The sequence below is a fragment of the Candidatus Polarisedimenticolia bacterium genome (genome assembly GCA_036004685.1).
Classification (GTDB): Bacteria; Acidobacteriota; Polarisedimenticolia; order Gp22-AA2; family AA152; genus DASYRE01.
In genome coordinates this window covers 20536-44847 of the sequence record DASYRE010000017.1, presented here as the reverse complement: position 1 = coordinate 44847, position 24312 = coordinate 20536, and the positions used below count along the sequence as shown (strand labels likewise).

Sequence of the window (24312 nt, the reverse complement as noted above, 5' to 3'; positions counted from 1 at the left end):
TCTGAGTTGCGAAACGGCGCAAGCTACCACCCGCTCCCGCGGGGTGTCAAGGCGGCAGTCTGAGGGAAACGCCAGGCGGGGCGGCCAGCTCAAGGGCGCTCGCGCCGGGCCGACCAACGATTTTTCCTTGCCGGAGGCAGGGGGCGGGAGTATATTCGCGGAACACGAGGAAGGAGGTGGTCCAGTGAGCTTACCTAGTATCAAATCTGAGACCCGTGAGGTGCCTGTACCTTAGGCGGGCCTGCATCAAGCCATAGCTGGATCCCGCTTCGGGAATACCGGCAGGCGACCGAACCCGGAAGTCCCCGGACTGGTCATCCGAGGCGGCGCGACGCGCCGAAGCAGCTTCCGGGTCTTTTCGTTCTTCAAGCCTCCACTCTTCTCGCCTCCTCCTTCAGCCCCGTCACCGCGTCCTTCACCCGCTCGAGATGCGTGCGGAAGCTCAGGACGCACAGGCGCAGCACGTAGCGTCCCCCCAGCGTCGTGCTGGAAAGGAACACCCGCTTCCGCGCGTTGACGCGCCGCAGGATCTCGGCCCCGATGGCGTCGGGATCCCCCCGGCGCGGGGCGGCGGTGAAGGCGACGATGGAGAGCTGCGGCTCGTCGAGGACGTGGAACAGGGGATCGTCGCGCAGCTCGCGGCCGGCCCATTGCGTGAGCTCGAGCTTCTCCTGGAGCTGCTCGCGAAACGCGCTCAGGCCGTGCAGCTGGATCGGAAGCCACACCCTCAGTCCCCGGAAGTCCCGCGACAGCTCCGGCGAGATGTCGGTGAAGTTCACCTGCCCGAGCGCCGCGGCGACGTCCTGGAGGTACCCGGCCGCGCCCTGATGCGCCCTCCGCAGAGCCTGCGGATCCTGAACCAAAAGGCAGCCGGTGCCGTATGGAAGGAAGAGCCCTTTGTGCGGATCCAGGGTGATCGAATCGCACCGTTCGATCCCCGGCATGAGCTTCTCGCCTCCCGGCACCAGCCGGAAGAAGCCGCCGTAGGCGGCGTCGGCGTGGACCCAGAGGTCGTGCCGGCGGGCGATCTCCAGGATGTCGGGAATCGGATCGACCGCGCCCGTGTTGGTCGTCCCGACGTTCGCGACGACGAAGAAGGGGCGCAGGCCGCGGGATCGATCGGCTCGGATCTCCTCCTCGAGGCGCTCCGGAACCAGCCGGAAGCGCTCGTCGACCGGAATCCAGCGCAGGTTGCGCTCCGAGAATCCGGCGATTCGCGCCGCCTTCACCAGCGACAGGTGCGTCTCCTCGGAGAAGTAGAGGGTCCCCGACAGGAAGTCTTCCGGAAGCTTGGCGATCCTTGCCGTGGCCACGGCGGTCAGGTTCGAGATCGAGCCCCCCGAGGTGAGGATCCCCGCGGCATCCGGCGGGTATCCCATCAGCGAGGACAGCCACCCGACGACGGTGGCTTCGATCTGGGCCAGCGCCGGAGCGGCGGCCGCGACGCCGACGAAGCGGTTCACCGCGCAGGCGATGAAATCGGCCAGGCCGGCGGCGACGATTCCCCCGCCGGGGATGAAGGCGAGATATCCCGGTCCGGCGGTGGTGAAGGTCTTGGCGACCGCGGGACGGAGCCGGCCCAGGATCGTGCTAATCCGGTGCCCGGCCTCGGGGACAGGCTCCCGAAAGGAGGCCGCGACATCCGCCGCGCCGTCGACGTCGAAGGACGGCTGCGCCGGAAGCGACTCCACGTGCTCCACGACGAAGGCCGCGCACGCGTCGATGAGCTGGCGCAGCGCTTCGGGAGCGGGCTCCAGGGGCCACGCGGGATCGTCCGGGACGGGCATAGGCGCGCATTCTACCATCGCGTCGCGCGGTCCGCGTGATTCTCCCGGAGCGCCGCCGCCCGGGCCCCTTGACAGCGCGCGCGCCCCAGGAGAGGCTAGCAATCCTGTTTCGGGCTTCGCGCCACAAGAGACCGGCTTGACCCGCGGCCGGGTCTCAGCCGCCGGGTCCAAGCCGGAGTCGCGAGCCCAAACTCGTCTGTTTTCTTCCATATTTCGCGGAGACCTCATGCCGAAGCGTTCGTGCCGCGTCCTGCTCCTCTCCTGCCTCCTGATGGCGGTCGCTTTCGGACGGGCCGCGACGGAAACCCGGAAGCGTCTCGGGTTTTTTCCCGCCTCGCAGGCTTCCCAGCTCCGCGCCGAGGAGGCTTTTCTCTCCACGCCGACGCCCGCGCAAGCGGAGCGCTGGCTGAGCCAGCTCACCGAGGAGCCGCACGTGGCCGGAACGGAGAACGACCGGGCGCTCTCGGAGCTGGTCCGCGACCGGCTGAAGGAGTACGGCTTCGACGTCGAAGTCGCGACCTATCCCGTCCTGCTCAACTATCCGAAGCGCGTGGCGCTCCGCTTGCTCGAGCCGGCCCCGCAGGAGCTCTCCCTCTTCGAGGAAGGGAGTCCGCGGGACAAGGACTCCTACAGCCGCGACGCCTTCCCCGCGTTCCACGGCTACGGCGCCTCCGGCAAGGCCGCGGGACAGGTGGTCTACGCCAACTATGGCCGGGACGAGGACTTCAAGAAGCTGGAGGAGATGGGAGTCTCGGTGAAGCGGCGGATCGTCCTGGTGCGCTACGGGCAGGTTTTCCGCGGTCTGAAGGTGCGCGAGGCCCAGATGCGGGGGGCCGCGGGAGTCATCATCTATTCCGATCCCGCCGATGACGGCTACATGAAGGGGGACGTCTATCCGGACGGCCCGATGCGTCCCCCCTCCGGCATCCAGCGGGGATCGGTGCAATTCCTGAGCCTCGGTCCCGGAGATCCGCAGACCCCCGGCTACGCCTCCTCGCCCTCCGCCAAGCGCATCCCCCGCGAGAAGCTGGAGGGGATTCCGAAGATCCCTTCGCTGCCTCTCTCCTATGGCCAGGCGGAGAAGATCCTGAGGGTCATCGCGGGACCCGGCGTCCCCGGGGAATGGCAGGGAGGGCTGCCGTTCGCCTACCACCTCGGCCCGGGACCGGCCAAGATCGAGATCGACGTGGAGATGGACTACGCGGTGCGCCCCATCTGGAACGTCCTCGGCCGGATCCGGGGGTCCGCCGAGCCCGATCGCTGGGTCATCCTCGGCAACCACCGCGATGCCTGGACCTACGGGGCGGTCGATCCGAACTCGGGGACCGCCTCCTTTCTCGAGACGGCCCGCGGCCTCGGCGCCGCCCTCAAGGCGGGGTGGAAGCCGCGGCGGACCATCCTCCTCGCCTCCTGGGACGCCGAGGAATACGGTCTGGTCGGTTCCACCGAATGGGGAGAGGGGCTGGCGGCCGAACTTTCCCGCAACGCCGTCGCCTACGTCAATCTCGACAGCTCCGTCACCGGTCCCGATCTCGAGGTTGACGGGATTCCCTCCCTGAGAAACCTGCTGATGGAGGCGGCGGACGATCTCCCCGATCCGGCACGGGGGAAGAGCGTCGGGCAGCTGTGGCGTTCCAAGCGGCGGGACGAGTGGAACGGCGAGGAGCCGATCTGCCCTTCGGAGCCGGAGAGGTCATTCGAGCCGGCGCTGGGGCCCCTCGGATCGGGATCCGATTACACCGTGTTTCTCGATCACCTCGGCATCGCTTCGCTGAATTTCAGCTTCAACGGCCGGTACGGCGTCTATCACTCGACGCTGGACAATTTTTTCTGGATGAAGCACTTCGGCGATCCCGATTTCCTCTATCACGCGGTCGCCGCCAGGCTGTTCGGGCTGCTCGCGATGCGGCTCGGCTCGGCCGACGTCGTGCCGCTCCGTTACGTCCCCTACGCCGAGGCGCTTGCCGATCAGCTCGACGCGCTGCGCCGCCAGGCGATCCTCGAGCGCCGGAAAGCGGCCGGCGCGGAGAAGCCTCCCGAAAAGCCGCCTCTGGCCGCCGATTTCCAGCCAATCCTCTCCGCGCTGCAAGCCTTCCGGCGGTCCGCGGAGGCCCTCGATGCGGCGCTGGACGGGCTTCCCGGCGGGAGCCGTCCCGCGCCGGCGGCCCTGGCCCGGCTGAACGACGCCGTGGTGGAGGTCGAGCGGCAGTTCCTGGCGCCCGAAGGGCTCTCCGGCCGTCCCTGGTACCGGCACGTGCTTTACGCTCCGGGGCTGACGACGGGCTACGCTTCGTGGCCTTTCCCGGGGCTGACGCTGGCGATCAAGGAGCACGACCGGGCGACGTGGGACAAGGAGGCCGGAAAGATCGCCCAGCGCCTGGCGGCGGCGTCGGCCGCTCTCGGCCGCGCGACGGCGCTGGCGACGGGGTCGGCCTCCGCCCCCTGAGGCGCGCGGCATCACGGGTTCAGGGTTTGGGATCCTGCGGCGGGGACTCCAGCTCGCGACGGACGCGCCCCACGATGCGCTCGCGAATCTCGTCGCGCGTCCTGCGGAAGGCCTCTTTCTGCTCCTCTCCCGAGAGGTCCAAGGCGACGGGGTCGGCGACGCTTTCGTGAAGCTGCTTCCGCGCCCAGGGGAAAACGGGGCAGGCCTCCCGGGCCGAGTCGCAGACCGTGATCACCAGATCGAACTCTTCCTCTTCGAACTGTCGCACCGATTTGCTGAAGTGCCCGGACAGATCGACGCCCGCTTCCTGCATCACCTCCCGGGCCGTCGGGTGGACGATCCAGGGATGGGTGCCCGCCGAGAAAACCTCCACGCGCTCGCCTAAATCGTGCCGCACCCAGCCCTCCGCCATCTGCGAGCGGCAGGCATTCCCGGTGCAGATGATCAGGACCCGTGCTTTCTCAATCATTCGACCTTTCTCCCGGAAGCGCCCGCGGTCCGGGCCCGGATTCAGCGACTACCCGGCCCGCCATGACGATACGACTTCTGCTCCGAGCTGGCAACGGGCCTTCATGCGTCAGCGCGGCGAGGGCAGCGATTCCAGGAGCCTTCTCGCCTGGGGATCGCCCGGGGAGATTTCGAGCGCCCGCCGGCACTCGAGACGGGCCGCCGGGACGTTGCCGGTTCCCGCTTCGATGAAAGCCTTCAGGACGTGGAACGGGGCGTCGGCGGGATCGGCCTCGAGGGCCTCGTCGACGATGCGGCGGGCCTCCTGAAACTCCTTGCGCCGAATCAGCGCGGCCGCCAGCAGGCGGCCCGCCTCCCGGTCGCCGGAGCGGCGGGCGAGAGCCGATCGCAGGACTTGAATCGCCGCGGCTTCCTTGCCGATCTTGAAATAGCAATCAGCGAGATCGCGCGCCGGTTCCGGATCGGAGGGGTTCAGCCTCGAGGCGCGCTCGAAGAACGGCACCGCCTCGGCGCAGCGCGAGCGGGCCCGGAGCAGGCTGCCGGCGATCTGTTGGGCTTCCGCGTCGGTAGGATCGAGGTCGAGGCACCTCCGCAGGACTTCCAGGGCCTCCTCGTGACGGCCCTGGCCTCCATACAGGTTCGCCAGGTATTTGGGCGCCAGCGTAATCTCCGGCTTCAGGGCGATCGCCTGCTTGAGGGCCGCTTCGGCGCCGGCCGCGTCCCCGAGATCGGTCAAGGCGCGCGCCCGGTCCATCAGGCGGCTGTACCGCTCCCGCTCGCGCTTTCCCTGAATCATCCCGAGCGCGCCCGCCAGGGTGAGGAGCGCGAGCCCGCCGGCGACCAGGCGCCGTCTTCGGGGCCGTTCGGCCAGACCCAGCCGATCGGACCATGCGAGCACGGCGGCGAGCGGCACGAGCGGCGGCAGGCTGCGCGCCAACGCCGTCCCCGGCGTGCTTCCGGCCGCCCAGGAAACGGCGAAAGTCAGCGCTCCGAAGGCGAGCGAAATCACCGTCCCGGAGCGCGCCGAGCCGCGCGACAGCGACAGCAGCGCCGCCAGCGGGAGTATCGACAGCAGAAGACTTCCCTGCCTGAGGATCGCCACCTCGGCCCACCCGAGGACGGCGAACATGCCGAGAATGGCCGCCGCAGGGAGAGCGTGGATCCACGGCGGCGCCGCGCGCCAGGCCGCGGGCGACAGACGCGGCGAGCGCAGCAGTGGAAAGGCGAGCGCCGCGAGCACGATGGCGGCGTGGTAGATCTCGTAGGCGTGCGGGAAGCCCGGCCAAGTCTGCGGTCTCCAGTGGGAGGCCCAGTGGAGAGGATAGAGGCCCAGCGACAGCCAGGCCGGAGCATACCTCCAACCTTTCGGAGTTCTGAACAGCAGGAACGGCAGGAGAAAGTCGAGCCCGACCGACATCCATTCGACGATCCCGAAGAGATGGGTCCCGCCCACCAGGAAAGGGGTCGGGCGCCGGACGATGTTCCAGCGCCACCACCCGACTCCGGAGGCGGCCGTCTCGACGGCGTAGGAGAAGCAGCCCATGGCGATCAGGGAGAAGGAGGACGTCGGGAAAACCCGGCCGGCCAGGGAGCCGGCTCTCGCCGTGACCGCCTCGGCGAGGCACCACGAGAGATACAGAGCGAAGACCCAGCCGACGCAGGCCGGAAGCTCCGCCCGGCCGATGCTCACGGCCGCCTCGCTGAAGATGTAGGGACCCCGGTTCTCGCCGGCGGCCAGCGCCGCGACGCTGTTCCCCCGCACGATCCCGAAGAGCAAAGCGGCCGCGAAGAAAAAAAACGCCGTCCGTCTCCCTCGGACGCGCACGGCGTGCACGACGAGCAGGAGCGTCAGGAGGAACGAGGGAACGACCAGGAGAAGCTTCACGGAGCCTCCGGGCGCCGCGCGCCGGGCGTCATCGCGCCGCGGAGGTCGTGGAGGAGGCCGGGACGTCCATCGCCGCCAGGTTCCGGCCCACCGTCTCCGGGAGGGTCCAAATCCACAGCCCTGCCAGCAGGGAGAAAAGGCAAGCCAGCGAGATCCCGCCGGCGAGGCCGTACCCGGCGCGGGCCACGGCGGTGATCACGAGCGGCGTGAAGAACTGCACCCCGCGCGCCAGATTGAGGACCGCCCCCATCGCCGCGTTCCTCACGGCAGTCGGAAAGAGCTCCGAGAAGAAGGGGCCGAAATTCGACCAGGTCCCGGTGCCGATGCCGAGCAGCGCCATCGAGGCGAGCAACAGCGTCGTGGAGGAGGCGATCGCCTCCCAGAACAGCGTGATGAGCGCCAATCCCCCCGCCATGAAGAAGGCGTAGAGCGAGAAGGCGGGCTTCCGGCCGATCCGATCGGAGACCAGGCCGAAGCTGGCGTATCCGACCAGCTCTCCCGCCACGATGACCAGGACCCACAACCCCGATTTCACCACCGTCATGCCCCGCTCCTGTTGCAGGTAGCCGGGAAACCAGACGTAGGTGAACCAGTAGGCGCTCATGTTGAAGATCGCCAGGATCAGCGCCTTGAGCGCGATGCCGCGGATTCCCCTCCGGAAGAGAGCGGCGAGCGCCGCCCCGCCCGAGGGCGCGCCGGAGGAGTCCTGCCGGCTCTTCTCCCAGAGATCCGATTCGGGGAAGCCGCGCCTTACGACGGCGACGATCACCGCCGGCAGGCCGGAGACGATGAAGGTGGCCCGCCAGCCGAACGTCGGGGCGAACAGGCTTCCCATGACCGCCGCCAGCCCGACCCCGAGGGGTGCGCCCGACTGCATCAGCGCGCCGTAATGACCGCGCCTTTTCGCCGGAAAGGTCTCGGCGATCATCGCATGCCCGCTGCCCCATTCCCCGCCCACGCCGAGCCCGGTGACGCTTCGCCAGAACAGCAGCCATCCCAGGCTTCCGGCGAAGCCGCACATCAGCGTCCCGACGCTGTACAGGATGATCGTCCCCTGGAGCACCGGCCGCCGTCCGAATCGATCCGCCAGCACGCCGCAGAGGATTCCGCCCACCGCCGTCATCCCGAGCGACAGCCCCATCACCCAGGAGTGCTGCATCGGCGTCAGGCCCATCTCCCGGGAGATCGGAACGAGGAGGAAGCTGTAGAGGATGAGATCGTAGAAATCGAAGATCCATCCCGCCCAGGCGAGAAACAGGATTTTCCGATGGGCGGGGGTGAGCCGAACCTCGTCCGCGAGCATCAGCGAGCCGCCGAGGGAGACGCCCGGCGCTCCGCCAGCGCCTTTCCCCAGCGTCGCAGCGAGTCGGCGAGGATGATGAAGACGCAGGCCATCATCACGGCCGTCATCCCGGCGTTCAGGTATCCCTGGAGGGGCCGCCCTCCCGAGCGCGCCAGCGGCAGGAAATTGTCCCAGATGTTCTTCCATCCCGCGGTCAGGGTCGTCGTGGCCACGAACGATAGCGGCAGCAGCGTGACCCAGGCGTAGCGCGCCCGGCCGGCGTTGATCAGCACCGTCGTCCCGACGCACAGCGCGATGCTGGCGAGGAGCTGGTTGGCGACGCCGAACATCGGCCAGATCGTGCTGATCGATCCGGTCCAGATGAAGTAACCCCATCCGGCGACGACCAGCAGGCTCGATAGGATCGTCCCGGGCATCCACTCGGTGCGCGCCAGCGGCGCGTAGATCCGGCCGAGGAACTCCTGCACGAGAAACCGCCCCACCCGCGTGCCGGTGTCGATGGTGGTCAGGATGAAGAGCGCCTCGAACATGATCGCGAAGTGGTACCAGTACGACAGCAGCCCCTTCAGGCCCGGCACGGCGGCGAAGATCTGGGCCATGCCGATGGCCAGGGAGACCGCGCCGCCGGTCCGCCCGGCGAGGCTCTCCCCCACCTGGCGGGAGAACTCCGGCAGGTGCACCGTCGACATGCCGAGCGTGGCGAATTTCTCGGGCGGCACGTTGATGGCGAAGTAGTCGCCGGGGTACAGCGAGGCCGCGGCGATGAACGCCATTACGCCGACGAAGCTCTCCATGAGCATCGCTCCGTAGCCGATGACGCGGGCGTCGGACTCCCGGTCGATCATCTTCGGCGTCGTCCCCGAGCCGACGAGCGCGTGGAAGCCCGAGATGGCGCCGCAGGCGATGGTGATGAACACGAAAGGATAGAGCTTGCCCGGGATGATGGGCCCTCCCCCTGCCGCGAACTGCGTCAGCGCCGGCATCCTGAGGTCGGGATGGACGAGGAACACCCCGAGCGCCAGCGCCAGGATGGTCCCGATCTTCATGAACGAGCTGAGATAGTCCCGGGGACAGAGGAGCAGCCACACCGGGAGCACCGACGCGGTGAAGCCGTAGGCCGCGATCGCCAGCGTGATCTGATGCTCGGAGAGCGTGAACCAGGACGCCATGGGAGATCCGGGGACGTAACGGCCCGCGATCACCGCGCCGAGGAGGAGGGCCACACCGATGGCCGTCGCCTCGGCGATTCGCCCCTTCCGGAGACGGTACATGTGGATCCCCATGTACAGGGCGATCGGGATGGTGGCGGCGATTGTGAAGACGCCCCAGGCGCTGTCCTTCAGCGCGTTGACGACGGCCAGGCCGAGCCCGGCCAGCGCGATGACGATCACGAAGAGAATCGCCACGGCGCAGGTGACCCCCGCGACGGGGCCGATCTCCGTCCGGGCGATCTCGGCGAGCGAGCGGCCGTTTCGCCGGACGCTCGAGGCCAGGATCACGAAGTCGTGCACCGCCCCCCCGAGGACCACGCCGATCACCAGCCAGAGGAGCCCGGGGAGGAAGCCGAACTGGGCCGCGAGGACGGGGCCGATGAGGGGGCCCGCCCCGGTGATCGCCGCGAAATGGTGGCCGAAGAGCACCCACCGGTGGGTCGGAAAGTAGTTCTGTCCGTCGTTCAGACGGTGAGCCGGGGTCGGCCGCGAGTCGTCCAGGACCAGGACCTTGGAGGCGATGAAGGCGCTGTAATAGCGGTAGGCGATGGCGAACAGGCAGATGGTGACGATCAGGATCGGGAGCGTGTTCAATCCGCCACCCCTCCCGCCGGCGGCGGATCGCGCCGCGGGCGGAACGGACTGATATCGCATGGGTCCCGGGCTGTCAACGCAGGCGTTCCCGGCCGAGGCGGCGGCGGCTCCGATGTGGTAGGGTTCGCCTTGGGAAGGAGGACTTCATGAACCAGCCGGCACCGACGATTCAGGTCAAGCTGACCGACGAGATCCTGGGCGGGGTCTACTCCAACAGCATGCAGGTCACCCACACGCGCGAGGAGTTCGTCCTCGATTTCATGAGCATCTTTCCGCCCGCGGGAAAGGTCAACGCCCGGGTGATCATCAGCCCGGGGCACATGAAGCGGATCATCCTGGCTCTGCAAGACAACCTCCGAAAGTACGAGGCGCAGTTCGGCCCGATTCTGGAGGCGCCGGAGCCTCCGGCGCGGATCCCCGAGCTGGAAGAGCCCCAGTAGCCGCGGCGGCCCGCCGGCCTCGCCGCGTCCCCGTCACGCCTCGGGGAAGAGATGGGCGAGGCTCTCCTCGATGTCGGCCGCCAGGTCCCGGTGGTGATGCCGCAAGGCGGCGTCGATCCCTTCCCGAAGGCAGGCCCTCGCTTCCTCGCTTCGTCCCAGGTGGAACAGGCAGGTGGCGCGCATCTTGAAGCCCATCCCCTCGTCTTCGCCCGAGCGGAAATACTCCTCCAGCTCCGCCAGCGCCTCGGCGTAGCGCTGGCGCTGGAGATACTCGTGGGCGAGAAAGTACCGCAGGTCGCGATCGCCGGGCGACTCCGATCGCATCACCTCGAGCTGCTCGAGGCGCGACGGTTCCCCGGGCTCCCTTCCTCCCGGGCCGCTCTCCCTCTCCTTTTCCGGATCGCGATCTTTCATCGTCCTCACCCTCCTCATCATCGGCTGCGCCTCCGGAGGATGTCAAACGCCTCGGCGGCGCCCGCGCTCTCGTCCTAGGGGCTGGGCGGGCGCGGGGGAGGCGGGCTCGTCTGGAACTCTTCTTCCGACTGCACGTTGAAGAAAGCGTAGTCCTCGAACGTCTGGGCGATCCGCTCCCGAATCTCCTCCTCGTCCTGCGCGGTCAGGACGAAGAGTCTCGTCTCGGCCTCTCCGGGGAAGGTCAAGCCGAGCCTCTCCACGGTGAACGAGAGCCGGTAGCGGATCCCCCGGGGCTGCCGTTTCAGCGGCACCCCACCGAGGCGCACGCCCTTCAGCCATTCCGCCATCTTCAGCGGAAGTAGGTCGTCCTGGTTGTTCGGGGCCGCGGAGATTCTCACGAAATTCCCCGTCTCGCGATCGACCCACACCTTGCCGCTCCATTCCTCCAGCTTCTTGCCGCTCTCCCAGGCCGCGGCACCCGAGAAGGACAGAACGTAGGTCGATTTCGTGCCCACCAGCTCCGAGCCCGCCGGCTCGAACCGGAAGTGGGGACGATGGTGCTCGGTGAAGAGCAAGGCCCAGTCGTAGGCGCCCGGCACCGGAAGATCGGGGTCGGCCACCCGTCCCTGGCGCGGCGCGCCGTTCTTGTCCAGGAGGAGCCGAATCTCCTGATATCCGGCTTGCGGATTCCCTTCGTAAAGATAGTTGTATCGGGTCTTCTCTTCCCGCCGGTTCTCGCCGCTGCGCGCCGAGAACTTCCCGATCAGGATGCTCTCGTCGCAGGAGAATCCGACCGCCGCCTTCTCGTAGAGCGCGGCGCGGCGCGACACCTGCTCGAGGACCGCTTCCAGCGCATAGCCGGACCCCCCCGGCGGTCCCGAAGCCCCGGCGAGGACGAGCGCGAGCCCCGCCAGCGCTCCCAGACGTCGCTTCCCTTCTCCAGTCGATCGCGCCTCGCGCTTCACGCCGGCATCTCCCGCGGGCCGCCATGGCCCATTTCCGACAAACCTCGATCCATCATACCGTTACCGCCTTGCCTCGGGAACCACGACACTGTAGATTAGCGCGATGCGCCCCTCGCTGCCCCGGCTCGCGGTCGCGCTTGCAGTCCTGGTGGCCGTCAGGAGTGAGGCGGTTTCTCAGGAGAGCCCTCCCCCCGCCGGGGAGGAGCCGGACCTGAGTCTCCCGGCCGACCTGGAGCCCGAGGCGGGCATCCCGACCGGCGAAGATCTCGAGGCGGCCGGGGCCCGGATCGGCAAGATTCGCATCCATCGTCTCAACATTTTCGATCCGAACGATCCGAAAGAGAGCTTCATTCTCTTTCGTCTGGCCAACCGGCTCCACGTCATCAGCCGCGACCAGGTCATCCGTCGTGAGCTTCTCTTCCAAGAAGGGGATCTCTACCGCCAGGACTTGATCGACGAGAGCGAAAGGAACCTCCGGGCCATCAGGGTCATCTACCACGTCAAGATCCAACCCATCGATTATCACGACGGGGTGGTGGACCTCGAGGTGGTCACCCAGGACACCTGGACGCTGCGTCCTTCGATCAAGGTCTCGCGCGCCGGAGGGAACACCACCTCCAGCGTCGGATTCGTCGAGACCAACCTTCTCGGGCACTTCAAGGTCCTCCAGTTCGCCCACCGCAAAGAGATCGACCGCAGCACGACCGGGTTCTTCTACTCCGATCCCCGGCTCTTCGGCTCGCGCTATACCCTTTCCTCCTCCTACGAGCGCCACAGCGACGGGAAGTCGAGGGCCCTGAGCATCGCCCGGCCTTTCTACTCCCTCGACTCCCGCTGGTCGATGAGCGCGTCGGGAGAGCACGTCGAGCAGCACGACCGTCTTTTCGAAAATGGAGATGACATCTCCGAGTTCCGCGAGTTCCGGGAAGCGGTGAGCCTCTCCTACGCCTTCTCCGGCGGCCTCGTCGACGCGAAGGTGAAACGGTACGGCCTGGGAGCCGGTTACCTGCGGCGCAAGTTCTCCCAGGAGCCGGGAGACACGGGCTTCGGGGTCGTTCCTCTGGCCGAGGACCAGAAATTCGTCGGCCCTTTCTTCACGGTGGAGCGGCTGAAGTCCCGGTTCATCAAGGTGGTCAACTACAACCACTTCGAGCGCGAGGAGGACTTCAACCTCGGAAACGATCTGAATTTCTCGCTGCAGCTCTCGCTGCGATCCTTCGGCGCCGACCGCAGCGAAGGCATCCTCAATTTTACCGACTCGTTCGGGGTGCCCGTCTCCGATTCCACCAACCTCTTGTTCAATTTCTCCGCTTCCGGAAGAGCCGGCGCCGGCGAAGTCTCCAACGTGATCCTCTCGGAGTCGATCGAGTCGTACTGGCGGGTGACCCTTCACCAGACTTTCTACACGCGGATGGCCTACGACGCCGGGATCCATCTGGACCGGCAGAACCAGTTTCTTCTCGGCGGAGACAACGGGCTGCGGGGCTATCCGTCCCGCCAGTTCGCCGGCGACCGCCGGCTCCTCGTCACGCTCGAGCACCGCTATTTCGGCGACTGGGAGATTTTTCGGCTGATCCGGATCGGCTTCGCGACGTTCGCCGATGCGGGGGACGCCTGGTACGACTCCCCCGATCTGCACTCCGATTTCGGGCTCGGACTGCGCTTCGCGGTGAGCCGCTCCTCGGTGGCCAGCGTGAGCCGCCTCGATCTCGCCTATTCGGTCGACGCGAAGGAGACCGACAGCCCCCGCCTCCAGCTCCTTTTCGGCACCGCCCTGAAGTTCTGATCTCTGTTTGACCCTCTCCTTCCGCTCGACTAACATGCTCGCCTCGACATGGACATGAATCCACTTCCTGATTCGACCGATCCTCCGCCCGCGGAAGGCTCGGCGGACGTGCCCGCGCCTCCGCAGCCCGGCGGAGGAGGAGGGTCTGGAATTCGCTTCCGGATCCTGGCGTTGGCGGCGGTGCTGCTGCTGGCCGGGGGCTCCGTCTATTATTTTTTCATCGGGAGAGCCCGCGGACCAGCGGGCGGCGCGGTGGCGCCGGAAGGCGGCCGGCGGACGGTCGTGGCGATCATGCCGATGTCCCCCGGCTCGGGTTCCGGAGAGATGGCCTGGGTCGGCCAGGCGGTTTTTGATTTCGTCCCGCTCTCCCTGGAGAACGACGCCGACCTCAGCGTCCTTTCGCCGCAAAGGCTGCAGGACCTCGCGGGCCCGGCGCTGCCCTCGGCGGCGGAGGCGCAGCGCGATCTGGCGCGCCGGGGCGGGGCCGTTTTCTTCGTGAGCGGGGAAGTGACGGGGAAGCCCCCGGCGGCCGGCCTGAAGGTCTCCTGGATCGAGACGGCCACGGGACGCGAGCAGGCAGCCTGGAGCATCGACGGAATCACCCCCGAAAATCTCGGCCACAAGCTCGACGAGCTCTGCGCCCGCCTGCGGGAGGCGATGAAGCTCAGCGCTCCCGGGCCGGACGATCCCCCGCTGGCCTCCCTGGTCCCGATCAAGGAGGCCCCCACGCGCTCCTTCCTCGAGGCGTCGGCCCTCCTCCGGAAAGGAGACGCCGCCGGGTGCCTCAAGCGCCTCGAGGAGGCGCTGGCGCTCCCCGATTTTCACTTGGCACAGTTCCTCCAATCCGATGCCGCCGCGCGCGCCGGAAAACCGCGCGAGGCGGTCGCGGCGAGCGCCCGCCTGAGCAGGGTCACGAGGCCTCTTCCGACCCGCGTGCTCCTCCTGACGAAGGTCATCCTGGCGCTTTATGGCAGCGGCAACCCGCGCCGCGCCGTGGCCCCGCTCGAATCGTTCCTGGCCCGCTTTCCGGACGAGAAGGTCCCCTTGTCGTGGCTCGGGACGATTGAGCTCCTGCTGCTGCACGAGCCGCAGCGGGCCGAGGAGCAGCTGAAAAAGGCGGTGGCTCTGGATCCTGCCAACCTGGATGACCTGCGCCTTCTCGGGCGAGCCTCCCTGGAGGCCGGTCACGCCACGGACGCCCTGGCCCATCTCGACCGCTACCTGAAATCCCGGCCGGAGGATGGCTCGGCCCGTGTCCTGCGCGCCGAGGCGCTGCGCCGCGCCGGGCGTCCTCAAGAGGCGCTGCAGGCGGCGCAGGACGTCCTGTCCCGGCATCCCGATCATCCCGAAGCCGCCGGGCTCCTCGGCGCGTTGCTGCTCGAACAGCACAAGGTCCGGGAGGCCGAGTCGGTCTACGCCTCTCTGGCGCGCTCGAAGGACCCCGCCGCGCAGGCCGAAGGAGAGCTTCTGTTGGGACGGTCGGCGCTTCTCCAGGGACGGTTCAACGAAGGGATCGCGCACTACCGCGCGGTGGCGGACCGGGCGGAGCGCGCCGGAGACGGCGCGCGGCAGGCCCAAGACCTGCTCGCCCTGGCCGACGTGCAGCTGTCCCTGGAGCGGGCGCCCGAGGCCCTGGCGACCCTGGCAAAGATCCACGGCATCAGCGGCGCAGGCGTGGAGACGGGGTTTCCGATGATCAACGTCCTGGTGGCCCAGAAGCAGTACGACGTAGCCCGGAAGATGCTGGAGGATCAGATCGCGCGCTTCAAGGATCGGGTCTCCCCCGCGGCGCTCGCCAGACTCCGGGACTCCCTGGAGGGGACGATCGCCCTGGAGGAGGGGAAGTATGCCGAGGCGATGAAGCGCATCCGCAGCTCCGCCCCGGAGGCGGGCAAGGACCCGCCCGATTCGGAGGCTCTCGGAAGAGCTTACCTGGGAGCCGGGGATCCGGCGCGGGCGGAGTCGGTCTTCAGCAAGATCACGGCGGACTCCGACCGTTTCTCGGACCCGGTCCGTTACGTCCGCTGCCTGGTCTATCGAGGGGAGGCGCTGGAGAAGCTCGGAAAGAAGGACGAGGCGGCGAAATCCTATCGCGAAGCGCTGCGCTGGTGGGGAACCGCCGACTATCCCCTGCCCGTGATCGCCCAGGCCCGGGAAGGCGTCAGGCGGCTCGGGGGATGATGCCGTCGAGGACATCCAGCGCCGCCTGGTAGCGGCCGAACGGTGCGCTCACCTGCACGCCCTGGACGAGATCCTTCACTTGGTTCACCGTCTCGCGGGCGATCGAAATCCCTTCCTCCCGGGCCTTGCCCTCCCCCTCCGCCTTCCTCATCCTCTCCATGATCTCCTCGGCCACGTGGACGCCCGGGACCTCGTTGTTCATGAACTCGGCGTTCCGTAAGCTGGTGAGGGGCCAGATCCCCGCGATGATCGGGATCCGGAAGCGCTCGATCCGTCCCAGGAAGTCCCGGAGCTGGCGGACGTCGAAAACCGGCTGTGTGATCGCGAATTCGGCTCCCGCCTCGACCTTGTACTGGAACCGCCGGATTTCGTGATCGATCTCCAGCGCTCCCGGATTCGCGCCCACTCCGACGAGGAAGGCAGTCGGGGGCGAGAAGGAGTTGCCTCCGAGATCGAGACCCTGGTTCAGCCGGCTCACGACGTTGGTCAGGCCGATGGCGTCGACGTCGAAGACGGCGGTCGCGTCCGGGTAGTCGCCCATCTTGGGAGGATCGCCCGTGATGACGAGAAGGTTCTTCAGGCCGAGGGCGGCCGCGCCGAGGAGATCCGATTGCATCCCCAGGAGGTTCCGATCCCGGCAGCAGTAGTGGAGGATCGTCTCGATGCCCACCTGGTTCTCGAGTATCAGCGCCAGCGCCTGGGCCCCCATCCGGGCCGAGGCGCGCGGGCCGTCCGGGATGTTGATCGCGTCCACTCCCGCCGCTTTGAGGATCCGGGCTCCCGCGACCACCTTCGAAGTGTCGTAGCCCTTCGGGGGGGTGATCTCGACGCAGGTGACGAGGCGTCCCTCGACCAGCTTGGCGGCCACCTTCGACTTGCGCGCCCGCTCCACCGGCTCGATTTCGGCCCGTTGCTCGGGCGGCAGCGACACCTCCACGGCGGCGTGGGCGGGGCGGAGGGCGCGGATCGACGACTTGATCGCCTTGATGTGGTCGGGCGTCGTCCCGCAGCATCCTCCGACGACTTGCGCCCCGGCGAGGATGAACTTGCGCGCGTAGGAGGCCATGTACTCGGGCGAGCAGAGATAGAGGTTCCTGCCGTCGACGGCGCGCGGCTTGCCCGCGTTCGGCTGCACCGAGAGCGGACGCGACGTGATCTTCACCATGCGCTCGAGGCTCTCGAGCATGACCTGGGGACCGACGCTGCAGTTGATCCCGACGACGTCCGCTCCCCATTCGTCCAGGCGCTTCGTGAAGACTTCCGGAGCGGTCCCGTACAGGCTGTTGCCGTCCTCCTCGAGGGTCATCTGACAGATCAGGGGAAGATTGCCCAGAGATCGGATCGCCTTGATTCCCTGATGGATCTCGTTCAGATCGGTGAAGGTCTCCAGGATGAACAGATCGACGCCCCCTTCGAGCAGGGCTTCGGCCTGCTCGCGGAAGGCTTGCTCCGCCTCCTCCACGGAAGTCGGTCCCCAGGGCTCGATCCGCAGGCCCAGGGGCCCGATCGATCCCGCCACCCAGGCCCGGTCTCCGACGGCTTCCCGGGCCAGGACGGCGCCGAGCCGGTTGATCTCGCGGAGCTTGTCCTCGAACTGGAAGCCGCGGAGCTTGTAACGGTTGGCGCCGAAGGTGTTGGTCTCGACGGCGTCGGCGCCCGCCTGCAGATAGGCGCGGTGCACGTCTCTCACGAGATCAGGGGCCGAGAGGTTCAGCTCGTCGAAACAGCGGTTCAGGAAGACGCCCTTTTGATAAAGGACGGTCCCCATGCCGCCGTCGAAGACGACGACGTGATCCTTGAGGTATTCGAGAATGTTCGGACGCGCTCGGCTCGAGGAACCGGAATCCATTCGACTCTCCGCGCGGATTTTTCAGGGAAAAGCGTGCCGATGATACCACAGTTCGGCGGAGCACCCCTTGGGGCGGCTATCCCAAGACCCGGGCTTTCAGGGGGTTAGGCAGGGGGAGCCGCCTCCGCCGGACCTTGCATTCCCTCCGGCCGGACCTATATTAGTCCCGTCGCTGCGCTCAGCACCGGACGGGAGTCTCCGGATGGACAGAAGAGTCCAGGTCCTTGTGGTCGACGACGAGGAGCCGATCCTCGACTTGATTCGCGAGACGCTGCAGGGCTCCGGGTACCAGGTGGACGGGGTCACGAACTGCCGCGACGCCCTCGCCCGGATCAAGAGCTCCGCCTACGATCTGGTGATTCTCGATCTTCTCCTCCCCGACATGAACGGATTCGTTCTCTCGCAGGAGATCGGCCGGGTCCGGCCGAAGCTGAGGAACCGGATCCTGTTCATCAGCGCCGTGCTCTTCGGCAAGAACACGGTCGAGCACCTCAGCTCCATGGGTGCGGGCTTCCTTCCCAAGCCGTTCGAGGTCGATTCTCTCCTCGCCGCCGTCCAGAGAATCTCGCGATCGCCAGCGGCCTGACTTCTCTTCCCTGCCTTTCGAGCCGGCCGGAAGCCCGGGCCGCCGCCGCCGGAAAACCGACACTCCCATCGAACCCTCTTCTCGCCTTGACTCCGGCCAAAACCGCCGTATGGGAATGTCATGGCATTTCCGACGGCTCACCGGACGCTCGGCGCGCTCCTCGGGCTCGCCCTGTCAACGGCGATCGCCAGCGCCGCTCCCGCCCCCGCCGGAGCGGCCCCCGATGGCTACCTGTCGCAGAAGGTCGAGATCCTCGTCTACGCGGCGGACGCGGGCTTCGAGGACAGCGAGCGTGGATGGACGCTGCGGCGTGAAATATCGCTGTTCGAGGGGTATCTCTGGCGATATTCCCTCCGCAAGCTGTCGGTGGACTCTCGCCTGGACGTCGTCCATCGAAAGCTGCTCGCGGGTGAATTCAGGGACTACGGAGCTCAGTTCGGCTTCCTGCTGGATCGTAGCGCCGCCGTCGAGGCCGATCTCCGGGCCCGCGGGGCCGCCGATCTTCCCTTGCTGATTCTGTACGACCCCCCGCCGGACCGACCGAATCGCCTCGCGGGGCGCACGTTCTTCGAAGGAAGGCATTCCTCCATCCCGCTTTCCTCCCGCTATTTCATGCAGGACGGCTTCTATCGCCCGCTTCACCTCGTGATGTCCCACGAGTACCTGCATCAGATCGATCTCGCCTTCAGCCGGCTCCGGCATCCGGCGGAGTTCCTCGATCCCGACGGCGTCGGACAGGGGGACTACCCCCCCTGCATCGAACCTGGCGGGGGCGATCTCTCCCTGCGCACCCTGCTCCGTTTCGATCGCAGCTGCGGCCCGGTCGATTGGGAGCTCCTGGCTCCCTCTTTCGGGACCTGGAATCCCCGCTGACTCCATCCTCGTCCAAAAAAAAGGCGCCACGTCGCGTGCCGTGGCGCCCTCGAGAGGGGAGAGTGTTTCGCGTTCAGCGGCTTTCGAGAACGACTCCCGCCTTGCGGGCATCGTCGTAAGTCTGTCCGATGCGCGCGTCCATGATCGCGAGTTGCATCTTCAGGTACTGGATGGAGCTCTTGTTCTTGCTCAGGAAGCCCGGCCAAGGATAGCCGTCCGGCCCCTTGTCGAAGGCCGAATTCGCCTTGCGGACCATCTCCTCACGCCAGTCGAGCTCCGACTGGATGATGAGCCGCTGCTCCGCAAGAAAATCGAGGTGCCTCTGGAAAGGCTCCGCGTCCGGCGCCTCGCTCGGCGCCGGAGCCGGCCGGGACGGCGCCCCCTTCACGACTGGCAAGCGGGGGAGCTTGCGAAGATCCGCGTTCGTGTAAGCTCCGGGAACGCTGAATTTCCTCAGGTCCTCGTTGGTGTAGGTCTGCTCGGCGCGCACCGCGACCGGAAGCAGGCAGAGTACGACTGCGATCCATTTCTTCATCATCTTCCTCCCGACGGGCCGCCCATGGGATCCTCGCCCGGAGAGGGGATCTCCGACAGGTCCTGATTTCCCAAGCCACCCGAAAGGCCGGGGAAAGAGATGGGTTTTTGGCCACCGATGTGAACGTTATATACGGCGATCGTCACGGGGCGGCAATCTCTTTTTCACTGAAGACTCTCTGGAAGTGCGCTCCAGTCGCTGGTTTTCAGTGAGTCTTGATGGCACACTGAAGCCCCGCGTCCCGGGGAGAGCCACGGCCGCGTCGCGTGTTTAGAATCGCGACACTGTTAAGACGCGGCGCGGGCGAGAGTGAGTCCGAGGGCGAGATCGGTCCTTGCGGCGCGGAGTTTTGAATGGTGTCCTGGCAGAATTGGGTGGTTCCCGGGGCGGCGACGGTGGCGGGATTGGGGGCCTCGGCCTGGCTGATCTATCTCGATTATCGGAGGCGATCTCCGTCGCCGGAGGCCCCGGAGGCGCCGCGCGCCCGGGCCTGGTGGTCGAGGCCTTACGTGGGTCCGGCGCTGGTCGGCGGCGGCGTCGTGGCGGCCTGGCTGACGGGTGGGAAGAGCGGATGGCCGGCGGTAGGCTGCTACGTGCCGGCCTTGATCGGCCTGGCGCTGATGGCGGCTCACGCGACTCGAAGTCTGGCTCGCGGCTCCGAGCGCGGCCGGGGTGAAGATCGGCGGCAGGACTGACGGCCGGCTATTCCTTCTTTCCAGGCGTCCCTGCCGGCGCGTCCTCTTTCATCCCCTTCCTGAATTCCTTGAACGTCCTTCCGATGGCGCTTCCGAGCTCCGGAAGCTTCCGGGGACCGAAAATCAGCAGGGCGATACCGAGAATGAGGAGCAGCTCCGGAAAACCAATGCTGGGCAAGTTCCCCTCCTGGCTGGCGCACGCCCAAGGCCGGCGTCCGCAGCCGATGGGGTAAGTATAACACACGAGCGAAAGGCCTTCCGCGCCGCCCTTCCGTTGCCCGACCGGGCCGGGCCGATTATAATCTCCGCCGCCCTCAACGAAACTCTTCCTCTTCCGGAGGTCGCTTGGAGCCGCGTATCGCGCCGTCTCTTCGCCTGCTCGTCTTCGGTTTGCTGCTGACCGTTTCCCCGGCGGCCTGGCCCGCTTCCAGCGCTCCCAAAGTGCAGGTCCTGGAGAACGGCTTGAAGGTCGTGCTCCTGGAAGATCATTCCTCTCCCCTGGCGGCCGCCGCCGTCTGGGTCCATGCCGGCGGCAAGGACGAGTCGGAGTCGCTCGCGGGATACTCTCATTTCCTCGAGCACGTGATTCCGCGGGGGACCGAAAACCACGCTCCCTTGCAACAGCAACTCGAGATCTTCCGGGCCGGCGGACTCTCGGCGATCCAGGCCGATTACGATCGCACTTTCTTCTTCGCCGAGGTGGGGTCGATCCACCTCGATCCGATCCTGGAGGCCCTCTTCCAGCAGGTTTCCCAAGCCACGCTCGCCGACACGGCGGTCGATCGCATCCGCCCCGCGCTCACGCAGGAGCTCAAGGAGGCTTACGCCGGTCCCGAGGAGGTCCTGTTCCTGGAGCAGATGCGCGCGGCCTTCCCGGGGCAGCCCTACCGATTCCCTTACCTGGGAAGCTTCGCCAGCCTCGCCTCCTTCGAGCATTCCACCGCCGCGGCGTTCTACGCGAACCTCTACGTGCCGAACAACATGGTGCTGGCGATTGGCGGGGACATCAACCCGGGAAAGACGCTCGCGCGAGTCAAGAGCCTCTTCGGCACCTTGAAGCCGAGCAAGGTGCTTCCGGCGAAGCCGAAATTCGAGCCGGGCTTCACCGGGCCGCGGCACCTTGTGAAGAGCTTCCCGCGCATGGCCGCGACCGCTTCCGTGCTCTTCCCCGTCCCCGGCTACCGCCATCCGGACCGTTTCGCTCTCGCCGTCCTGGCCCGTCTCCTCGACGATCCGACGGCGTCGCCGTTGAAAAAGGAAGGCAACCGTTCCCCCGGCGACATCGCCGCGTTCACCTCGCGGTTCCAGGTTTTGGAGGAGCGGGGACTCTTGATCTTCACGGCTCATCCTCCATCCCCCGGCGTGGCCCCCAAGGCGGCGCGCTTCGTCCTCGCCGCGCTGAAGCGGGTCCGGCGCGAGGGGTTCCCGGAAGCTGAGGTCAGCCGAGTGGTTCGCCAGATGCGCCTTGCCGCGATGATCCAGCGCGAGCCCGTGGGAGTCATGGTCCAGGATCTGGGAGAAGCGGCGCTCTTCGGCGACGTCCGTTACGGCTGGGAGCTCGAGAGCAACCTCGGGAGGGTGACTGCCGCCGACGTGAAGCGCGTAGCCGCGACCTATCTGGCGGGAGAAAACGTCAAGACTCTCCTCATCTTCCCGAAGGAAGAGAAGGCTCCGCCCAAGGAGGAGCTCGATGCTCTTTCCCGCGAGGCCACCGATCTGGACGAGCCCGCCGCCCCCGCGCCCGACTTTTCGACCGTCCTCTACGCGGAGCAGAAAGGAGCGCTCGCGCCGCGTCCCGAGCACGGGAAAGCCGCGCCGACGGTCCGGTCTGTTTTGCCCAACGGGATGGTCCTGCTCGTGAAACCCGACCGCAGCCGGGGCCTCGTCGGGGTCTCGCTGCAGATCCGCGCCGGCTCGGCCGACGATCCCCAGGGGCGCGAAGGCCTGGCGCAAATGGTCGCCTCGGCGCTGTCGCTCGGAACGAGAACGCTCCCGGGCGCCGACTTCCGCCGGCGGGTGGCGGCGATCGGATCGACCTTCGGGATTACGACCAACCGCGACACGACGGAGGCCGGGTTGACCGTGTTCCCGGAGGATCTTCCGGAGGCGCTGACGCTGCTGCCGAAGCCCGTTCTCGAGCCGGCCTTCCCGGCGGATCAGGTGGACGCGGTCCGGGATCGGATCCGGCGGTTCGGCGAGACGCGCTCACTCGTGCCGCTGGAAGCCGCGCGGGACTTGGTGCGGGAGAAGCTGTACCGGGACCATCCTTACGCGAACAACGGAACCGGCAGCGAAACGAGCCTCCCCTCCATTTCCCGCGAGGAGATCCTGGGGTTTCACCGCCGCTACTACCGGCCCGATCGGACCGTGCTCACGCTGGTCGGCGATCTGAGTCCCGAGGAGGGACGCAAGCTGGCCGCGGCCGCCTTCGGGGCCTGGAGCGCGCCGGCCGGCGAAAAGGCGCCGCCAGAGGTTGCCGCAGTCGCCACGAACGAATCGGTGGGGGGAGAATTCTCCCGGGTCGTCGAGGCCTATCCCTCCGCCATAATCCTGGGCTACCCCGGGGTGCCGCTGGCGGATCCGCAATTCCCGCTCGTCCGCGCCCTGGGAACGCTGCTGGCCGCCCGGGGAACGCTCGATCTCGTCCTGAACCAGCCGATGGCCTATTCGATCACCGCGGTACCGGAAGGACTCTCCCGCGGCGGCATACTCAGCGTCGAGGCCGCCGCCCCCGGTTCGCAGATCCCTCAGATCGCCTACGAGCTCCAGCTGCGCGCCCGGGCCTTTGGCATGAAGGAAGTCACCCCGGCCACGATCCGCGACCTGATCGCCATCGAGCGAGGCCGGCTGCTGAGAGAGAAGGAGGGGGTTTACAGCGTCGCGAGCAACCTGGGTTTCTACGAGCTTCTCGGAGTCGGATTCGCGGCCTACGAGGAAGGGAAGACGCTGCCTGCGAATCTCACGCCCGCCCTGCTGAAGGAGGGGGCGGCGCGCTACCTCGACGCGACCCGGCTGGTGCGCGTCAGCGCGGGCCCCCCACCCTCGCGCTGAAGTCTCCGGAACTCGCCGCTCCGCCCGCCGCGCTTGAGCAGGAGCCGGATTCCACCGATTTCCATCGCCCGCTCCACCCCCTTGCACATGTCGTAGATGGCCAGGGCCGCGGCCGCGACCGCGGTCATCGCCTCCATCTCGACGCCCGTGGACCAGCGGGCCGCGGCGCGCGCGGTGATCACGATCGTCTTGCGGCGGGGCTCCAGGCGGAATCCGATCTCGACGTTCTCAAGAGGCACGGGATGGCACAACGGGATCCACTCGGAGGTGCGCTTGGCGGCCTGGATCCCGGCGATCCGGGCCACGCCCAGCACGTCCCCTTTGGCGACGCGATTCGCCCGCACCAGGCGAAACGCCCGCGCCCCGAGCGCCACGCGCCCTTCGGCCTCGGCTTCGCGAAACGTCGCGGGCTTCCCCGCCACATCCACCATGCGCGCTTTCCCGGAGAGGTCCACGTGGCTCAAGCGCCGGGGGCGCTCAGGCATGGTGGACACCCTCCGGATGGCGCGGAAGATGGGCGGCGCGGCGTTTCGCCTCCTCGTAGTCTTCGCGGGTATTGATGTTGAAAAAGGCCGACGATCCTCCCAGCTCCTGGAAGTCGGACTCGGGAAGCACCTTGACGCGGACCCGTCCCATCAGCTCGTGAACCGACTTCTTGCCGGTCATCAGAAGGGCTTCGATCGGATTGATGCAACTTTTGGAGTAGACGGCGCAGAGAGTTTCCAGGGTCTCCCCGATGCGCGGCAGGGTCACGTCGTAACCCTCCGCCTCGCCCAGCACCCGATCCAGGATCTCGCCCGTGAGAAACGGGAGATCGACTCCCAGGACGAAGCTGCGCTCGAAGCGGGTGTGCCGCAGCCCGGTCAGAATCCCGCCCAGGGGGCCTCCTTGGCGAATCTCGTCGGGACGGACGGGAACGTGCAGCAAGGGGAAGACTTCGGGTGGGCCTACGACGAAGATTTCCTGGACGTGAGGCTCCAGAAGCTCGACGGCGCGATCGACGAGACGGCGGCCGCCGAGAGGAAGCAGCGCCTTGTTGCTGCCCATCCTTCGGCTCCGCCCGCCGGCGAGGATGAAACCGCTGAACCCCTTGCCGGTTTCCACCGCCCATACCTCCGCTTCATCGACGATCTCATGTTGTGATTATGATAGCACAAGCCGCCGGAGCGCAGCTTGACCCGCGCGGTGGGCTGCCGCAAGATGCGATCGGAGCGCGGGCTCCCGCGAGTCGCGGCGAATTTCC

20 protein-coding genes are annotated in these 24312 nt (G+C 67.4%); 8 read left to right on the top strand and 12 right to left on the bottom strand.

Annotated features, from left to right (window positions below; genetic code table 11):
- Nucleotides 1-365 precede the first annotated feature (365 nt).
- On the bottom strand, nucleotides 366-1787 hold the full coding sequence (locus VGR67_04350) for an aminotransferase class V-fold PLP-dependent enzyme (protein ID HEV8335628.1): 1422 nt from the start codon (nucleotides 1785-1787) through the stop codon (nucleotides 366-368).
- Between the two features lie 226 nt (nucleotides 1788-2013).
- Between VGR67_04350 and VGR67_04345 the strand changes: the two genes are divergently transcribed.
- Nucleotides 2014-4233 (top strand): M28 family metallopeptidase, encoded by a 2220-nt coding sequence (locus VGR67_04345; protein ID HEV8335627.1) that lies wholly within the window; start codon nucleotides 2014-2016, stop codon nucleotides 4231-4233.
- Nucleotides 4234-4252: 19 nt separating this feature from the next.
- Here VGR67_04345 and VGR67_04340 read toward each other — a convergent pair whose 3' ends face one another.
- From VGR67_04340 to VGR67_04325, 4 genes are all read right to left on the bottom strand, one after another.
- Nucleotides 4253-4702, bottom strand: a complete 450-nt coding sequence (locus VGR67_04340) for an arsenate reductase ArsC (protein HEV8335626.1) — start codon at nucleotides 4700-4702, stop codon at nucleotides 4253-4255.
- A 108-nt stretch (nucleotides 4703-4810) separates the two neighbouring features.
- Complete coding sequence (locus tag VGR67_04335; protein ID HEV8335625.1) at nucleotides 4811-6586, bottom strand: tetratricopeptide repeat protein; 1776 nt, start codon at nucleotides 6584-6586, stop codon at nucleotides 4811-4813.
- 28 nt (nucleotides 6587-6614) lie between these two features.
- Entirely contained in the window at nucleotides 6615-7889 is a 1275-nt protein-coding gene (locus VGR67_04330; GenBank protein HEV8335624.1) for an MFS transporter, read from the bottom strand.
- The gene (locus VGR67_04325) at nucleotides 7889-9694 is read right to left on the bottom strand and encodes a carbon starvation protein A (GenBank protein HEV8335623.1); all 1806 of its coding nucleotides are present in this window, start codon (nucleotides 9692-9694) and stop codon (nucleotides 7889-7891) included. The genes VGR67_04330 and VGR67_04325 overlap by 1 nt, the downstream gene beginning before the upstream one ends.
- Before the next feature lie 146 nt (nucleotides 9695-9840).
- Between VGR67_04325 and VGR67_04320 the strand changes: the two genes are divergently transcribed.
- Nucleotides 9841-10134, top strand: coding sequence for a DUF3467 domain-containing protein (locus tag VGR67_04320; GenBank protein HEV8335622.1), 294 nt, complete (start codon nucleotides 9841-9843; stop codon nucleotides 10132-10134).
- A 33-nt stretch (nucleotides 10135-10167) separates the two neighbouring features.
- Here the strand turns inward: VGR67_04320 and VGR67_04315 are convergent, their stop codons facing one another.
- The gene (locus VGR67_04315; protein HEV8335621.1) at nucleotides 10168-10548 is read right to left on the bottom strand and encodes a hypothetical protein; all 381 of its coding nucleotides are present in this window, start codon (nucleotides 10546-10548) and stop codon (nucleotides 10168-10170) included.
- 74 nt (nucleotides 10549-10622) lie between these two features.
- Nucleotides 10623-11513, bottom strand: a complete 891-nt coding sequence (locus VGR67_04310; protein HEV8335620.1) for a hypothetical protein — start codon at nucleotides 11511-11513, stop codon at nucleotides 10623-10625.
- A gap of 103 nt (nucleotides 11514-11616) precedes the next feature.
- Between VGR67_04310 and VGR67_04305 the strand changes: the two genes are divergently transcribed.
- Nucleotides 11617-13299, top strand: coding sequence for a hypothetical protein (locus VGR67_04305; protein HEV8335619.1), 1683 nt, complete (start codon nucleotides 11617-11619; stop codon nucleotides 13297-13299).
- A 54-nt stretch (nucleotides 13300-13353) separates the two neighbouring features.
- Nucleotides 13354-15480 carry a tetratricopeptide repeat protein gene (locus VGR67_04300; protein ID HEV8335618.1) on the top strand — a complete coding sequence of 709 codons (2127 nt, stop codon included), beginning with the start codon at nucleotides 13354-13356 and terminating at the stop codon, nucleotides 15478-15480.
- Here the strand turns inward: VGR67_04300 and VGR67_04295 are convergent.
- Nucleotides 15461-17329 (bottom strand): bifunctional homocysteine S-methyltransferase/methylenetetrahydrofolate reductase, encoded by a 1869-nt coding sequence (locus tag VGR67_04295; protein ID HEV8335617.1) that lies wholly within the window; start codon nucleotides 17327-17329, stop codon nucleotides 15461-15463. The two genes, VGR67_04300 and VGR67_04295, sit on opposite strands and share 20 nt — an antisense overlap.
- A 202-nt stretch (nucleotides 17330-17531) precedes the next feature.
- On the opposite strand from VGR67_04295, the gene VGR67_04290 reads away from it, so the two are divergent.
- Both VGR67_04290 and VGR67_04285 read left to right on the top strand, forming a co-directional pair.
- Nucleotides 17532-17915 (top strand): response regulator, encoded by a 384-nt coding sequence (locus tag VGR67_04290; protein HEV8335616.1) that lies wholly within the window; start codon nucleotides 17532-17534, stop codon nucleotides 17913-17915.
- Nucleotides 17916-18035: 120 nt separating this feature from the next.
- Entirely contained in the window at nucleotides 18036-18788 is a 753-nt protein-coding gene (locus VGR67_04285) for a hypothetical protein (protein ID HEV8335615.1), read from the top strand.
- A gap of 73 nt (nucleotides 18789-18861) precedes the next feature.
- On the opposite strand, the gene VGR67_04280 is transcribed toward VGR67_04285, so the two are convergent.
- Nucleotides 18862-19323 carry a hypothetical protein gene (locus VGR67_04280; protein HEV8335614.1) on the bottom strand — a complete coding sequence of 154 codons (462 nt, stop codon included), beginning with the start codon at nucleotides 19321-19323 and terminating at the stop codon, nucleotides 18862-18864.
- Nucleotides 19324-19676: 353 nt separating this feature from the next.
- Between VGR67_04280 and VGR67_04275 the strand changes: the two genes are divergently transcribed.
- Nucleotides 19677-20018 (top strand): hypothetical protein, encoded by a 342-nt coding sequence (locus VGR67_04275; GenBank protein ID HEV8335613.1) that lies wholly within the window; start codon nucleotides 19677-19679, stop codon nucleotides 20016-20018.
- Nucleotides 20019-20025: 7 nt separating this feature from the next.
- On the opposite strand, the gene VGR67_04270 is transcribed toward VGR67_04275, so the two are convergent.
- Entirely contained in the window at nucleotides 20026-20196 is a 171-nt protein-coding gene (locus tag VGR67_04270) for a twin-arginine translocase TatA/TatE family subunit (protein ID HEV8335612.1), read from the bottom strand.
- A 167-nt stretch (nucleotides 20197-20363) separates the two neighbouring features.
- Here VGR67_04270 and VGR67_04265 point away from each other — a divergent pair, with 167 nt between their 5' ends.
- Nucleotides 20364-23069, top strand: coding sequence for a pitrilysin family protein (locus VGR67_04265; protein ID HEV8335611.1), 2706 nt, complete (start codon nucleotides 20364-20366; stop codon nucleotides 23067-23069).
- Here VGR67_04265 and moaC read toward each other — a convergent pair.
- Nucleotides 23012-23554 (bottom strand): cyclic pyranopterin monophosphate synthase MoaC, encoded by a 543-nt coding sequence (gene moaC / locus VGR67_04260; GenBank protein ID HEV8335610.1) that lies wholly within the window; start codon nucleotides 23552-23554, stop codon nucleotides 23012-23014. The two genes, VGR67_04265 and moaC, sit on opposite strands and share 58 nt — an antisense overlap.
- Entirely contained in the window at nucleotides 23547-24173 is a 627-nt protein-coding gene (locus VGR67_04255) for a molybdenum cofactor guanylyltransferase (GenBank protein HEV8335609.1), read from the bottom strand. The genes moaC and VGR67_04255 overlap by 8 nt, the downstream gene beginning before the upstream one ends.
- Nucleotides 24174-24312 lie beyond the last annotated feature (139 nt).